Origin of the sequence: Gilliamella sp. B2887, assembly GCF_026537015.1 — a bacterium.
Lineage (GTDB): Bacteria > Pseudomonadota > Gammaproteobacteria > Enterobacterales > Orbaceae > Gilliamella.
In genome coordinates this window covers 51853-68017 of record NZ_JAFNMX010000009.1, presented here as the reverse complement: position 1 = coordinate 68017, position 16165 = coordinate 51853, and the positions used below count along the sequence as shown (strand labels likewise).

Annotated in this window: 15 protein-coding genes; 14 read left to right on the top strand and 1 reads right to left on the bottom strand. The window is 35.0% G+C overall.

Going from position 1 to position 16165, the window contains the following annotated elements; all coding sequences use genetic code 11:
- Nucleotides 1-8: 8 nt before the first annotated feature.
- The 4 genes from J3U13_RS08250 (at nt 9) to J3U13_RS08235 (ending at nt 4379) form a co-directional block, all read left to right on the top strand.
- A complete protein-coding gene (locus tag J3U13_RS08250; RefSeq protein ID WP_267341373.1) occupies nt 9-1130 on the top strand; it encodes a GspE/PulE family protein in 1122 nt (373 codons plus the stop codon).
- The gene (locus tag J3U13_RS08245) at nt 1114-2289 is read left to right on the top strand and encodes a type II secretion system F family protein (protein ID WP_267341372.1); all 1176 of its coding nucleotides are present in this window, start codon (nt 1114-1116) and stop codon (nt 2287-2289) included. Before J3U13_RS08250 ends, J3U13_RS08245 begins: the two co-directional genes overlap by 17 nt.
- A 5-nt stretch (nt 2290-2294) precedes the next feature.
- Complete coding sequence (locus J3U13_RS08240; protein ID WP_267341371.1) at nt 2295-3077, top strand: prepilin peptidase; 783 nt, start codon at nt 2295-2297, stop codon at nt 3075-3077.
- 150 nt (nt 3078-3227) lie between these two features.
- Nucleotides 3228-4379, top strand: coding sequence for a M20 aminoacylase family protein (locus tag J3U13_RS08235; protein WP_267341370.1), 1152 nt, complete (start codon nt 3228-3230; stop codon nt 4377-4379).
- Nucleotides 4380-4495: 116 nt separating this feature from the next.
- On the opposite strand, the gene ygfZ is transcribed toward J3U13_RS08235, so the two are convergent.
- Nucleotides 4496-5374: a tRNA-modifying protein YgfZ gene (ygfZ, locus tag J3U13_RS08230; protein WP_267341368.1), complete on the bottom strand. Its 879-nt coding sequence runs from the start codon at nt 5372-5374 to the stop codon at nt 4496-4498.
- A 285-nt stretch (nt 5375-5659) separates the two neighbouring features.
- Between ygfZ and ilvI the strand changes: the two genes are divergently transcribed.
- From ilvI to J3U13_RS08180, 10 genes are all read left to right on the top strand, one after another.
- Nucleotides 5660-7378, top strand: a complete 1719-nt coding sequence (gene ilvI / locus J3U13_RS08225) for an acetolactate synthase 3 large subunit (RefSeq protein ID WP_267341366.1) — start codon at nt 5660-5662, stop codon at nt 7376-7378.
- On the top strand, nt 7378-7872 hold the full coding sequence (gene ilvN / locus J3U13_RS08220; protein WP_267341364.1) for an acetolactate synthase small subunit: 495 nt from the start codon (nt 7378-7380) through the stop codon (nt 7870-7872). Before ilvI ends, ilvN begins: the two co-directional genes overlap by 1 nt.
- Before the next feature lie 417 nt (nt 7873-8289).
- Complete coding sequence (pyrG, locus tag J3U13_RS08215) at nt 8290-9927, top strand: glutamine hydrolyzing CTP synthase (protein ID WP_267341362.1); 1638 nt, start codon at nt 8290-8292, stop codon at nt 9925-9927.
- A gap of 48 nt (nt 9928-9975) precedes the next feature.
- A complete protein-coding gene (eno, locus tag J3U13_RS08210) occupies nt 9976-11277 on the top strand; it encodes a phosphopyruvate hydratase (protein WP_267341360.1) in 1302 nt (433 codons plus the stop codon).
- 231 nt (nt 11278-11508) lie between these two features.
- Nucleotides 11509-12453 carry a VirK/YbjX family protein gene (locus tag J3U13_RS08205; RefSeq protein WP_267341359.1) on the top strand — a complete coding sequence of 315 codons (945 nt, stop codon included), beginning with the start codon at nt 11509-11511 and terminating at the stop codon, nt 12451-12453.
- A 199-nt stretch (nt 12454-12652) separates the two neighbouring features.
- Nucleotides 12653-13564 (top strand): lysine exporter LysO family protein, encoded by a 912-nt coding sequence (locus tag J3U13_RS08200; RefSeq protein ID WP_267341358.1) that lies wholly within the window; start codon nt 12653-12655, stop codon nt 13562-13564.
- 306 nt (nt 13565-13870) lie between these two features.
- Nucleotides 13871-14254, top strand: a complete 384-nt coding sequence (gene dhaM, locus J3U13_RS08195) for a dihydroxyacetone kinase phosphoryl donor subunit DhaM (RefSeq protein ID WP_267341357.1) — start codon at nt 13871-13873, stop codon at nt 14252-14254.
- 15 nt (nt 14255-14269) lie between these two features.
- Complete coding sequence (locus J3U13_RS08190; RefSeq protein ID WP_267341356.1) at nt 14270-14752, top strand: Lin0368 family putative glycerol transporter subunit; 483 nt, start codon at nt 14270-14272, stop codon at nt 14750-14752.
- A 13-nt stretch (nt 14753-14765) separates the two neighbouring features.
- Nucleotides 14766-15110, top strand: a complete 345-nt coding sequence (locus J3U13_RS08185; protein WP_267341355.1) for a Lin0368 family putative glycerol transporter subunit — start codon at nt 14766-14768, stop codon at nt 15108-15110.
- 44 nt (nt 15111-15154) lie between these two features.
- The gene (locus tag J3U13_RS08180) at nt 15155-16153 is read left to right on the top strand and encodes a dihydroxyacetone kinase subunit DhaK (RefSeq protein WP_267341353.1); all 999 of its coding nucleotides are present in this window, start codon (nt 15155-15157) and stop codon (nt 16151-16153) included.
- Nucleotides 16154-16165: the final 12 nt, after the last annotated feature.

Here is a 16165-nt window from a genome sequence, read left to right as displayed (position 1 = left end):
AGTTTATAATGCAAGAAGAACAGTTGGTCGCAAGTCTTGATAAATTGCTGCTATCAGCGTTAGATAAACGAGCTTCGGACATTCATTTTGAACCTTATCATAATTACTATCGTATTCGAATGCGTATTGATGGTGTGTTACAAGATATGCTAACGCCACCGTTTTCCTTAGCTAAACAAATAGCCGCTAGATTGAAAATTATGGCCAATCTTAATATTGCCGAGCAGAGATTACCACAAGATGGACAATTGATGATTGACCGCTATGCCATGCGAATCTCTACGTTACCGGTCATAAACGGTGAAAAAATTGTTTTACGAGTGATGGATAATCAAGAATCTAAGTTGACGATCAATGATTTAGGTCTCAGTGCTGATAATTTACTGAGTTTTCAAAAGCTACTTGATTACCCGCAAGGTTTAATTTTGGTGACCGGTCCAACTGGTAGCGGTAAAACAGTGACACTATACAGTGGACTAAAAAGATTAAACCGCAGTGATCGAAATATTTGTAGTGTTGAAGATCCGATTGAAGTTCCAATTGAAGGAATTAATCAAACCTCAGTTAATATTAAAGCTGGTTTGACTTTTTCCGTAATACTTCGTGCATTATTAAGACAAGATCCTGATGTAATGATGATAGGTGAAATTCGCGATCAAGAAACGGCAGAAATTGCAATTCAAGCAGCGCAAACAGGGCATTTGGTTTTATCGACATTACATACCAATTCAAGTATTGAAGCGCTGACACGTTTAAATCAAATGGGAATTGAAAATTATCTACTTTCATCGAGTTTGAAGTTAATTATTGCACAGCGATTAGTACGTAAGCTTTGCAACTATTGTAAAGTTGTGTCCAATCAGTTAATTTTTTTAGGTGATGAAGCTATACCTCATCATATTGCAACGGGATGTTCACATTGCATTGGTGGTTATAAAGGACGAATGGGTTTATACGAATTTCTTGTGCTAACGCCAGAAATCCAACATCAAATATTGACTCATCAGCTTTCTGTTCCAGCAAGTATGATCACTTTAAAACAAGCAGGTTATAAGATGATCAAAGATGGCATTACCTCAGTTGCTGAATTACATCGAGTTTTAGGTGATTTGTATGAAAAGGCTTTATAGTTGGTATGACTTAGATTTTCATCAATATCAAGTAATTGCAACTTCACAAAGTGATGCAAAAAAACAACTATTAGTGCAAGGTAAAATAGCCATAAAAGTCAAAGCGGGCAATTTTATAACAGCCCATAGTTTTAACCGCTCGGAATTACTGAATATAACGATACAATTGGCAACTATGTTAAAGGCTGGATTATCGATAATTGACAGTCTAAATTTATTGGTCGAAGAACAATCTAAACCCCATTGGCAATATTTAATGAATGAAATTGGGGAGAAAATCATAAAGGGTGAATCCTTATCCAGTGCATTATCCAGACATAATTATGTGTCTTCTTCACTGTATTGTGAAATTATTGCTACAGGGGAACTTACGGGTAAACTTGATGAAAGTTTTGAACAATTGGCCTCATTACTCGAAAAATCCATTAAATTACAAAAAAATCTTAAAAAGGCTATGCGTTATCCTATATTTTTATTTTCTGTAGCAATAATAGTCAGCTTAGTTATGTTATTATTTGTTTTGCCAAAATTTTCAGATATCTATCATGATTTTGATGCTCAACTCCCTTTTTTTACACAATGCATTATTGATATTAGTCATTATCTGCAACAAAATTGGCCAATATACACTATCGGTTTTTTTGGGGGGATGGTTGTTTTTCAGTATTATATTAAAAAGCGATATCATACTAAAATTGAAATCGCCTTAGCCAAAATGCCTTTCGTTAATAAGATCATTCAAACAAGTTGTTTAACTCAAATTTTCCAAACAATTGCAATAACTCAACAAGCTGGAATTCCGTTATTGATGGGTTTAACCGCTGCGGCTAATGCTTCTTACCATTGTATTTATCGCAATAGTATTTTGCAAATCATTTCAGGAATTGAGCAAGGACACTCCTTCAGTCATGTTTTACATCAACAACCTTGTTTTCCAAACTTGTGCCGTCAGTTAATTCATGTCGGCGAGCAATCCGGCACCTTAGATCTGATGTTAAGTCGTTTGGCTCAATATTATGAAGCACAAAATCAAACATTAATTGAAAATCTATCTCAATTTTTTGAACCTTTATTGATGTTAGTATTGGCAGTGATCATTGGTGGTTTGATTATTGCTATGTATTTACCGATATTCCAACTTGGTGAAGTGATTCATTAATGATAATGTTCATAATTCTATGTCTTGGACTTTGTGTGGGTAGCTTTGTTAATGTCGCATACAGTCGTTTTGTTCCTTCACAAACATTATCTGTTTACCTAAAAGAAATAAGTTTCAAGCATTCAATCTGCCCTACTTGTCAAACTAAATTAAACTATTGGCATTTAATTCCCATTGTTTCTTGGTTAATTTTAAAAAGGCGTTGTTATTATTGTCAAAACATCATTTTATTCAGATATGTTATATGGGAAATAGTGGTCGCTGTTTTATTTGTGGTTATTTATTTAAATAAAGGTTTCAGTTATCAAAGTGTCATTTTGATGTTTCTCAGTTGCTATTTTTTACTGTTGGCATCCATTGATTTTAAGTACTTTTTACTGCCTGATTTTTTTACTCAACCATTGATGTGGTCTGGGTTAATTGCCGCCTATTTCAATCTAACCCTCATTAGGTTAGATGATGCTTTAATTGGTATTTTATGTGGTTATCTTTTATTGAAATTACCAGCTATTATGTTTTATCTAATTTTTAAAAAACAGGGATTAGGTGGAGGGGATATAAAACTGCTTGCTGCTCTTGGTACTTGGATTCCTTATCCATTGCTAGCATTATTATTAATAATTTCCTCACTATTAGGTATGCTCTATTATTTATTTCAGAAGAATATCTTGAAAAAACAATCTTTAACCATGATTCCATTTGGTCCATTTTTATTAATTTCTGGTTATTATCTTTGTTATTTTTGTCAAGAAGTTTCAGATCAACTATCCGTTTTAATCAATAATTAACTGGTACCAAACTGTTGCTGTTACACGAAATAACTCAAAAACTCTAATCTCAGTAAAAATTGTTATTTTCATAAAAGGTAAAATAGCAGTATAGTAAAGCGCATTTATACCCTTTTCAGTTAAAAAAAGAAAATCAATAAGGAATTTATAATGAGTACCATCAATGAATTGAAATTAGAAATGATCAATTGGCGCCATCATATTCACGCTCATCCTGAAACCGCTTTTGAAGAGATCAATACGACAAAATTTATAATCGAAAAATTGAAATCTTTTGGTATTACCGAATTGTATACAGAGTTTGCACCAACTGGCGTAGTTGGTATTATTAAAGGTAATAAAGATGGACGATGGATTGCCTTGCGGGCTGATATTGATGCCTTAGATATTATTGAAGAAAATGATATGGCTTATTGTTCAACAATAACCGGTAAAATGCATGCTTGTGGTCATGATGGTCATACAGCAACGTTATTAGGGACAGCTAAATATTTAAGTGAACATCGGGATTTTGCTGGGACAGTTGTTGTCATTTTTCAACCTGCCGAAGAAAACGAAGGAGGGGCACGTGTTATGGTTGAAAATGGATTATTCGAACGTTTTCCAATACAAGCGGTATACGGAATTCATAATCAGCCTAATATGAAACTCAACCATTTCTATGTAACTCATGGTCCAATGATGGCATCCTATGATGTTTTCGAGATAAAAATTACAGGTGTCGGTGCTCATGCAGCAGCGCCTCATTTGAGTAAAGATACAATTTTGACCGCGACTCAAATTGTTAATGGTTTACAAAGTATTGTGAGTCGTAATGCTGACCCACTTAGTGCATTAGTGGTCAGCGTAACTCAAATCCATAGTGGTGATACTTGGAATGTCATACCGCAACAAGCAGTGATTCGAGGAACGGTTAGGACTTTTGATGCACAAGTTCAAGATATGGCTGAAAATCGTATTAAACAAATTGCAACAGGTATCGCATCAACCTTTGAAGCTAAAGCTGAAGTAGACTATCAAAGACGTTATCCTGCCACTATCAATTATGTAAAACAAGCAGAAATTGCTATTAAAGCGGCTAAAAAGGCAGTGGGAGAATCCCATGTTATTATTGATCCAAATCCATCAATGGGTGCGGAGGACTTCGCTTTTATGTTAAAAAAAATACCCGGTGCTTATGTGTGGTTAGGTGCTGGTGAAGGCGCTAACTTACATAATCCCGCTTATAACTTTAATGATGAGGTTTTAACCACTGGCGTTGAATATTTTATTGAAATAGTTCATCAAGAATTAGGCAAATAAACACCCTTATTAATTAATGTTTAATTAATATAAATATTAAAATGATTAAACAGTTAACCAATTAACTCTATTTTATGGTTAACTGTTTGATGAGTATCTATGAATCAGATGTTTTATTAATGGAAACTAAGTACACTATCAGTTTCCCCTTTTACTCTAAACGGGGTATTTAAATCGATACCATTAACCAGAACAACTTGTACATAAATATCATTATTTTGATTAAGTTTTAAAGCCGCCAAAACTTGACCGCTTTCTCGCCAATTACCATCAATTTGGTATTCAATCGTACCACCGATAGTAGGTAAGACAGCGCTTTTACCGGTTAATAAATAAAGCCCACGTTTGTTGGCTCCTCGATATTGTGCTCGAGCGACCATTTCTTGCCCACAATAACATCCTTTATCAAAACTAATAGCATTGAGATACTGTAAATTACAGGCTTGAGGTAATAAGCTTGCAATATTTTCTGCATCAATAATGGCATAACCAGCTTCTAAATCAAGTTGTAACCAACGGCTACAAGGTTCTAAATCATTATTGATTGCCTCAGGTGTTATCTTTATGACCCTAACATGAGGAGAGGTTAATTTTATATAGGTTACATTATTTTCAGTAAAGCAATTATTATTTGTGAATTTAGAAAGTATTTCACTAGGTATTGCTGGAGAATCTAATCCAACAATATTTAAGTCCGTGACAGGTTCAATGCTTACTTTAGAAAAGACTGCATATTTTTTTAAGGCAGCCATTTGTTTTTCTACTACACTTTTTCGAACGATGTAGTAAATATCTTGACCTCGTTGGAATATTAGTAAATTGCTCCACATTTTTCCCTGAGAGTCACAGTGTGCTGCAAATAATGCTGTTTGTTCTGTAAGATTATCAATATTTATTGTAACTTGTCCTTGCAAATATTTATGATTATCAGTACCAGAAACTTTGACTAATTGCCAATCAGCAAGTGAGATGGGTTTAATTGAGAGAATGCTCATAATAAGGCCTATTTTATAGTAATGGAATCTAGAATCAGTATTGCCAGAAATTAACTTATTAAGAGTTTATATAAATACGAGAAAAATAACAATAAAATCAATAAATAATATTTTAACGAAAAATTATTATACATTGTTTTAATTAATGTTATTTATCACAATTTAAAATATCAGATGATTATTAAAATTTGTCTCACTTATATTATTGAGTTTATTGATTTTATGTATAAGTTAATGCAAAATGAACCATTAGATGACAAATTAGTTATATTGGAGGCAATAAGCATGGCAAAATTGTCAGGTGCGGAGATGGTCATTCAATCTTTGATTGATCAAGGAGTAAAACAAATATTTGGTTATCCTGGAGGAAGTGTTCTTGATATCTATGATGCAATTCACACACTGGGTGGAATTGAACATATTTTAGTTCGTCATGAACAAGCTGCTGTGCATATGGCGGATGGTTATGCTAGATCAACGGGTGATGTTGGTGTAGTTTTGGTTACATCAGGTCCTGGCGCAACTAATACAATAACTGGGATTGCCACCGCATATATGGATTCAGTGCCATTGGTAATTTTGTCCGGTCAAGTAGCCAGTAATCTTATCGGTAATGATGCTTTTCAAGAATGCGATATGGTTGGTATTTCACGTCCAATTGTTAAACATAGTTTTCTAATCAAAAATAGCAAAGATATTCCTGAAACTATAAAAAAAGCGTTTTATATCGCATCGACAGGTAGACCTGGACCGGTAGTGGTTGATTTACCGAAAGATATTGTTAACCCTGCTAATAAATATCATTATCATTATCCTGAAAAAGTATTAATGCGTTCGTATAATCCAACTATTCAGGGTCATAAACAACAGATCAAAAAAGCGTTAACAACTTTATTGTCCGCTAAAAAGCCCGTGTTATTTGTAGGTGGTGGTGTAATTAGTGCTGATGCGAGCTATGAAATTAAAACGCTAACAGAAAAATTAAATTTACCTGTAGCTTCAACACTAATGGGTATTAGTGCTTTTCCTGGAACAGATAAGCATTTTTTAGGGATGATCGGTATGCATGGAGTATATGAAGCCAATATGGCGATGCATAATGCAGATGTGATTGTTGCTATCGGTGCACGTTTTGATGATCGCACGACCAATAATGTTGAAAAATATTGTCCAAAAGCCAAAATCATCCATATTGATATCGATCCTACCTCAATATCCAAAACAATACAGGCAACGATTCCGGTTGTTGGTGATGCCAAAGTTGTTCTTGAAATCCTATTATCTATGTTAGATGAATCAAATATTGATCGTGATCTTGATGCTTTAATTGATTGGTGGAAACAAATTGAACATTGGCGTGCACGTCACTGCTTAGCCTATAATCACGAAGGTCAAAATATCAAACCTCAAGAAGCCATCGAAGTATTGTATAAATTGACTAAAGGTAATGCCTATGTGACAACCGATGTGGGTCAACACCAAATGTTCACTGCACTTTATTACCCATTTGATAAACCGCGTCACTTTATTACATCTGGTGGGTTGGGTACCATGGGCTTTGGCTTACCAGCAGCTCTGGGCGTTAAATTGGCTTTTCCGAATAAAACTGTTGTTTGCGTGACTGGTGATGGTAGTATTCAAATGAACATCCAAGAACTTTCAACCGCACTTCAATATGGCTTGCCTGTGTTGGTATTGAATCTTAATAATCGCTTTTTAGGTATGGTTAAACAGTGGCAAGATATGATTTATGCTGGTCGTCACTCATGTTCTTATATGGAATCTTTACCTGATTTTGCCAAAATTGCCGAAGCTTACGGTCATGTTGGTATAGTAATATCTAAGCGTGAAGAACTCGAACCAAAACTTAAACAAGCGTTAGCAATTAAAAATCGTTTGGTCTTTTTGGATGTCATGACAGATGCTACAGAACATGTGTATCCAATGCAAATACGTGGTGGTGCAATGAACGAAATGTGGCTTAGTAAAACGGAGAGAACCTAATGCGTTATATTTTATCAATTTTAACAGAAAATGAGCCAGGCGCATTGTCACGTATTATTGGTTTGTTTTCACAACGTGGCTTCAATATTGAAACGATTACTACCGCACCAACTGAAGATCCAACAATGCATCGCATGACTATACAAACCACTGGCGATGAACATGTGCTTGAACAGATTCAAAAACAATTGCATAAATTAGTCAATGTGTATCGGGTGAATGATTTAACCGTAGGTCCACATGTTGAACGCGAAATCATGTTAGTAAAAGTGGCCGCTAAAAATTCTGATGTACGTGAAGAAGTTAAACGCTGCGTAGAGATTTTTCGAGGTTCGATTGTTGATGTAACTGCTACACATTATATTGTGCAATTATCTGGCACGAGCGAAAAATTAGACTCGTTTTTAGCCTCAGTTCGTGAAACATGCAATATTGTCGAAATTGTCCGTTCGGGTATTATTGGTCTATCACGCAGTGAAAAAACGGTTAAGTAAATGTGTGATTTAATTTACAGGCGCATCAAGCGCCTTTTTTACCTATGAATGATAAGTTAACTATTAAAATTAATAAAAATTCCAAAATGGTGGCTTAGAACTGTGGTTTCGGGCTTCTGTCACTGTTGAATAAAATAGATCCTTATTCAATAATATGATAAATAACTAATTATTCAATAAATATTATAACGGAGCTTATCTTTACTAATCTAAACAATTTTCATAACCCGTTATCATGTCCGCAAATTCTTTACGAGCAAAATGATGAACTTATTTATTGAGCTTAATTATTCAATTGTGAGCTAAGACAGATTCTGTTATACTAACTTCCCGTCTGATTCCACATATATTGCAGTCATTTTATAGTTTAAAATCGATGCAATGTTATTCAATTAAATTAATAATGGTCTGGTATTAATGGTCACGAATTATATTTTTGTTACAGGCGGTGTCGTTTCTTCTTTAGGTAAAGGCATTGCCGCAGCGTCTCTTGCTGCAATTTTAGAAGCCCGCAATTTAAAAGTCACCATGCTAAAACTTGATCCCTACATTAATGTTGATCCAGGTACAATGAGTCCTATTCAACATGGTGAAGTTTTTGTGACTGAGGACGGCGCTGAAACAGATCTGGACTTAGGTCATTATGAGCGTTTTATACGTACCAAAATGACACGTAAAAATAACTTCACGACAGGACGTATTTATTCTGATGTATTGCGTAAAGAGCGTCGTGGAGACTATTTAGGAGCAACAATTCAAGTTATTCCTCATATTACTAATGAGATTAAATCACGTGTTATTGAAGGTGCAAAAGGTTTTGATGTCGCGATTGTTGAAATTGGTGGCACTGTTGGGGATATTGAATCACTACCATTTTTAGAAGCGATCCGTCAATTAGCCGTAGATGTAGGTCGTGAGCATACGCTATTTATGCATCTAACATTAGTGCCTTATTTAGCATCATCTGGTGAAGTTAAAACTAAACCAACTCAGCATTCAGTAAAAGAACTTCTTTCAATTGGTATTCAACCAGATGTTCTTATCTGTCGTTCAGATCGCATCATTCCTGCCAATGAAAGATCCAAGATTGCTCTATTTTGTAATGTTCCTGAACGTGCGGTTATTTCACTGAAAGACGTCGATTCAATATATAAAATTCCAGCATTATTAAAATCACAAAATTTGGATACCTTTGTTTGCAATCGCTTCCATCTTGAATGCAAAGATGCCGACCTTTCTGAGTGGGAGCAAGTAATTTATGAAGAAGCCAATCCAGTTGGTGAAGTTACAATTGGTATGGTGGGTAAATATATTGAGCTACCCGATGCTTATAAATCAGTGAATGAAGCATTAAAACATGGTGGATTAAAAAACCGTTTAACTGTACATATCCGTTATATTGATTCAGAAGATCTTGAATCACGAGGTACGGATATGTTAAAAGGATTAGATGCAATTCTCATTCCTGGTGGATTTGGTTATCGTGGCGTTGAAGGTAAAATCATGGCAGCTCGCTATGCCCGTGAAAATAAAATTCCATATTTGGGTATTTGTCTTGGCTTACAAGTTGCAATGATTGAATATGCCCGTAATGTCGCTGGGATTAAAGATGCCAATTCTACTGAGTTCGTTAAAGATTGTACTAATCCTATTATTGCTTTAATTACTGAATGGAGTGATGAGTCGGGTAATGTAGTACAACGTAATGAAAACAGTGATTTAGGTGGAACTATGCGTTTAGGTTCTCAGATTTGCCATTTAGAACCGAATTCATTAGTATATAGTATGTATAAAAATGAGTCGATTACGGAACGTCATCGTCATCGTTACGAAGTCAATAATAATTTATTACCAAAAGTGGTTGACGCTGGGTTAAAAGTAACAGGTCTTTCAACGGACAGAAAACTTGTTGAGATCATTGAAATCCCAGATCATCCATGGTTTGTTGCTTGTCAATTCCATCCGGAATTTACCTCGACACCACGAGATGGACACCCACTATTTGGGAGTTTTGTGAAAGCTGCTAAAACTTATCAGGAGCAGCAACAAAAATAGTTTTTGGATTAACATTAGTAATATATCTGTCATATAGAGGAAAATAACATGGCAAAAATCGTTAAAGTACATGGTCGTGAAGTAATCGACTCTCGTGGAAACCCAACTGTTGAAGCAGAAGTTCATTTAGAAGGTGGATTTGTTGGTCTAGCAATCGTTCCATCAGGTGCATCAACAGGTTCACGTGAGGCATTAGAACTTCGTGATGGTGATAAATCTCGCTTTTTAGGTAAAGGAGTATTAAAAGCTGTTGAAAATGTAAACGGTCCAATCGCTAAAGCTGTTGTTGGTAAGGATGCGTTAGATCAAGCAGCTGTCGACCAAATTATGCTTGATTTAGATGGAACTGACTTCAAATCTAACTTAGGTGCTAACTCAATTCTAGCTGTATCTTTAGCGACTGCTAAAGCTGCTGCTGCTGCTAAAGGTGTTCCACTTTTTCAACATATTGCAGATCTTAACGGTACACCAGGTCAATACTCTATGCCATTACCAATGATGAATATTATCAATGGTGGTGAACACGCTGATAACAACATCGACTTACAAGAATTTATGATTCAACCTGTTGGTGCTAAAACAGTTCGTGAAGCAATCCGTATGGGTTCTGAAGTATTCCATAACTTAGCAAAAGTATTACATGCTAAAGGTATGAATACCGCGGTTGGTGATGAAGGTGGTTTTGCGCCTAACTTAGGTTCAAATGCAGAAGCTTTAGCATGTATTAAAGAAGCTGTAGAAAAAGCAGGTTATGTATTAGGTAAAGACATTACTTTGGCGATGGACTGTGCTGCTTCTGAATTCTATAACAAAGAAACGGGTAAATATGTATTAAAAGGTGAAGGCAATAAAGAATTTACTGCGGAAGAATTTACTCACTATTTAGAAGGTTTAACTAATGAGTATCCAATCGTATCTATCGAAGATGGTTTGGATGAAAGCGATTGGGAAGGTTGGGCATACCAAACTAAAGCGCTTGGTAACAAAATCCAATTAGTTGGTGATGATCTATTTGTTACAAATACTAAAATCTTTAAACAAGGTATTGAAAAAGGCATTGCAAACTCAATATTAGTTAAAGTAAACCAAATCGGTACATTAACTGAATCTATCGCTGCGGTTAAAATGGCGAAAGATGCTGGTTATACAGCTGTTATTTCTCATCGTTCTGGTGAAACTGAAGATTCAACTATTGCTGATTTAGCTGTTGGTTTAGCTGCAGGTCAAATCAAAACTGGTTCTATGAGCCGTTCTGACCGTGTTGCTAAATATAACCAATTAATTCGTATTGAGGAAGCACTAGGTTCTAAAGCACCATTTAACGGTTTAAAAGAAGTGAAAGGACAATAATTATTTTTAATAAATTAATTATTTACTTTATAGAAAAACGGTGACCAGTTCACCGTTTTTTATTTTTCTTTAATTAAGTGTTTTATTCGGATCAGTTGCACCAACTTAGGTTGTGTTGTAACCTTGTTGTCCGATTCTTATGAATTTTTATTAATATTTCATTATTGTTTATTAATTTATTCATCCTATAAATATTTAATAAAATAACTTATTGATTTAATTTTTCTGCTTATGAATAATATTACGAATATGTCCCAGCCTAAAAGTAAGTGGCAACTGTTTTTCTGGCTTTGTACAGGTAAACTTCCGCTTAATGAACTGTGGCTAAAATCGACTTATCGTTTCAAATTTTTTTTTAGAACTTTATTTTTAAGTCCGATCACATTCAAATTATTGGATAAATTAAGACAGTATCCATTACTGGGTTATTATTTTTCATGCCAAACCAATTTACCCTGTAAATTACAACGTCCTTATTTAGCTTCTTGTTTAAGTCAACAAGAGCGTTTTGAGGCATTAGCCTATCATTATGACTTTTTAGCTAAGTATCCTGATAGCATGACGAAAGCCTTTTATAATCCGAATCTCGCTTTTGTATTGGCTGATGTTAAGGTAAAAAACGATGCTAACATCAAAATTGCTATTCAAGCACGCAATAAGTTTGCTCGCGAAGGTGAAATTAGTCTGTATTTTTATGATAATGATGGCATTGATTTGGCTACGATAACTTTTACGGTAATGCAATATCAACAAAAAACAACACTTTTTATTGCTGGGCTACAAGGTACAGGCCATCATGATGCTCGCATTAGAGTACAACAAGCAACAAAACAGTGTTATGGACTGTTTCCTAAACGTGTTGTATTAGAAGCAGCCTTAGTGATTGCGCGTTATTTTAATCTTGAGCAAATAGTGGCTGTGGGTAACAAAACGCATATTTACAACAATTGGCGCTATAATAGCCGACAAGAACGCATTTTATCGGATTACGATAATTTTTGGTTAACTATTGATGGTAAGCAAGATAGTCATGGTTTATTTATATTACCAAATCAAATCTATCGAAAATCATTAGATGAAATCGCCAGTAAAAAACGATCAGAATATCGCAATCGTTATGCTCTATTGGATCAACTGGAAAACAGTATCACAGAGAATTTGGCTTTATTAAAATAAAAGTGAGCTTTATTTGTTATTAACAATATTGCTGTATTAAAGTATATAAAACTGTCGTTTGTAAACGGTGTTTGCAAGCGACACGCAAAATCGACTTTTCTTATATAGCTAGGCTAATTAAATTAAACCAATTGTCGATTTTATCGAAAGCTCAATATAATTAAGATAATAACTAAATCACATAGTCAGGGAATAAACAATGTATTTTGGTCTTTTGATCGCATTTATACCATTGTGCTTGGGTTATTTAATTACCTTTAAAGATCAACAATGGATAATCAAAATTAACAAAGTCCTTAGCTGGATGGTTTATTTTATTCTGTTTCTAATGGGATCGGAATTAGCTCATCTTGATAATCTCAAAGATAATTTACAAACCATCTTATTTTATGCTGGCGTCTTATTTGTTTGTACTTTTGGTAGTAATTTTATTTTTTTAATGTTATTTGACATCCTCCTACCTTGGCAAACCAGTCACACTAAACAAAATATTGGTTCACGCTTCAAAATGATTTTCGAATCTTTACAGGTGTGTATCGCTTTAATTCTAGGTTTTATTGCTGGTTTAATTCCTCTATTTATCTGGCAATTCAACGAAGATATCACTAAAATAGTATTGTGTTTTTTACTTTTATTAGTCGGGATTCAATTACGAAGTAATAATATTTCTTTAAAGCAAATCTTGCTCAGTAAAGTCGGGTTAGCTACAACAATAGTGGTAATAATAAGTACATTTTTAGGTGGTATTATCGCTGCATTAATATTTGGTCAACCCAGTCGCGTTGGATTAGCCATGTCATCAGGGTTTGGTTGGTATTCACTTTCTGGACTATTAATGACGCAAGCGCATGGTGCAATCATTGGTAGCGCTACTTTTTTGAACGACATCTTGCGCGAATTGTGCGCCATCATCTTAATTCCCAGCTTAATAAAACGTTATAAACTTACTGCACTTGGTTTATGTGGAGCCACCTCTATGGATTTTACCTTACCGATGCTACAAAAAGGTGCTGGTATAATGATTGTTCCTTCTGCAATTGTGCAAGGATTTTTATTAACCATAATTATGCCAATATTTATGACATTATTTAATTATGGCTACTTTTTTTAGTAACGAGTAATAAGTTGTGATCAAAGTTTGATTGAATGCTTTACTTTTGTTTGGTTATAAAACTTATGATCACGCGATTTAATAACGTATTACTCTGCTTTTATTCTTCTTTATTAAAATATTTAAGCCATTTATCCCGTCTCTAATTTAATATTTTTTGATCGTCGTCTTTCATTTAACCGTAAATCCTCATCATTTTTATATTTAGATCTCAGTCACAAATTTCATAAAAAATAATTTTCTCTAATTTTTTACTCTATATAATTGAACAAAAGATTAACAATCAATCATTTGTTCGGAGTGGTTATGGTAAGTATCATATTAGTGTCACACAGTAAAAAAATCACTGATGGTCTTAAAGAAATGATTGAAGACATGGTGGATTCTACGGGTGATGTGAGAATTTTTTCAGCAGGCGGAACGGAAGATGGTCGAATGGGAACCGATTCAATTGCAATTTATAACATCATTAAACAATGCTCAAATCATCGTAATATTTTAATCTTTGCCGATATTGGTAGTGCCATATTAAGTGCTGAAACGGCCATTGACCTTATAGAAAACGAATCACTAAAAAATAGAGTGATATTGGTTGATGCTCCTTTAGTCGAAGGTGCTTTTGTCGCATCAATTCAAGCTATGGTTGATAACGATGTTGAAGGGATTTTAGCTGAATTACAAAATATTTAATAAGTGAAAATTGAGATGAAATTTTTTCGAAGTTTTGTTGGTTATTGTATTGCAGGAATGATCGTCATGGCGGTTTGGTCTCAACTCGGAACTTACGGTATTTTTGGCGGATATTTGGCTGCAATTATTATTATTGGACCAATGTGGTATATGAATCATTACATCAATTTAACCGGTAATGAAGATGATGCGGCTTTTGTTGATATGGGATTAGCCATTTCAATTTGTGGCATCATGCGAGACACCTTTATCCAAGGAGGAGCTGCTTTTGCCACTTCTTTACCCACGATAGTATTCGTTATTTTTGGTGCAACTTTAGGTGGCATTACAGCCGCTTATATTGAAAAGGATATGGCAAAGAAAAAGGAATTTACCAATGAAAATCCAAGAGAGCCTGGTTTGAGGCGTTCTGATTTTGAAAAATTAAAGGAAACAAAAGAAAAGATTTTGCGTAGCAAACAAATTAAAGTTTTTCAAAAAAAGAAAAAACTGGATTAAGGAGTCAATGATTATGCCTATAAAACTTGCGATAGCTACTGTGATTGGTGCTTTTATTTTTCCATTCGTGATACGCATGGCATGGGGAAGGATGGTAGATAATTGGGGACCTATTGGTGGATGGATGGCAGCAGCCTTCATTGTTGGTACAGTTTGGTGTATTAATCATGGCATTACAACACCAATGATTACTCAAAGTGGTTCGGTATGGGTTGATCAAGGGTTAGCTGCTGGAATCGGTGTATGGGTGGCTTCAGCTTTAACGGGCGGCAGCAAACTTAAATCAGCTAAAAATGTAGTGGCAGCTGTGAGCGCTGGTATTGTTGGCGGATATATATTGTCACTTTTCCTTGTTTGATTAGTGATGCAGTAAATATTGGAAGGATGGTTAGAGGTAACACTATGAAAAGGTTAATTAATGATGGTTATGATGTTGTTGAAGAGATGTTAGAAGGCTATTGTCTGGCACACAGCAACTATGTTGAACTTAAACAAAATTGCGATCGAGTAGTGGTAAGTAAACATATGAGTTCTGAACCCCGAGTAAGAGTAATTATTGGTGGTGGTTCAGGACATGAACCAGCGTTTTTAGGATACGTTGGTAAAGATTTTGCAGATGCAGCTGCGGTTGGTAATGTAAATACGTCCCCTTCTCCTGAATATTGTTATGAAGCTGTCAAAGCCGTTGATTGTGGAAAGGGATGCCTTTTCGTGTATGGTAATTACGCCGGTGATGTAATGAATTTTGATATGGGCGCAGAATTAGCGGCTGAAGAGGGAATTCGCGTTGAAACTGTTATCGTGACGGACGATATTTATTCCTCACAAAATGTTGACGAACGGCGAGGGGTAGCTGGTGATGTGTTCGTTTTCAAAATTGCAGCCAGTGCTGCGGCTAAAGGGTATGAATTAGATAAAGTTAAGAAGCTTGCTGAAAAAGCCAACGCGAATACTTATTCTATGGGTGTTGCATTATCTTCTTGTACATTGCCCGTTACAGGTGAAGTAATTTTTGATATGCGTGACGGTGATATGGAAGTCGGAATGGGTATTCATGGTGAACCTGGCATTGAAAGAACTAAGCTTAAAAGTGCCGATATTGTAGTAAGTCAATTAATCGAACATCTTTTACAAGAATCAAAACTACAAACTGGTGATGAAGTTCAATTGCTGATCAATGGATTAGGCGGTTTGGCGTTAATGGATCAATATATCTGTTATCGAAAAGCTCATAAATTACTCGAACAAATAGGGATAAAGATTTATAAACCTCTTGTAGGTAATTATGTCACTTCTATGGATATGGTCGGGATGTCAATTTCAATTATTAAACTTGATGATGAGTTGAAAGAACTATTAAGCCATCCTTGCGATACACCTTATTTCAAGATTGCCTATTAATTATCTAGGAGA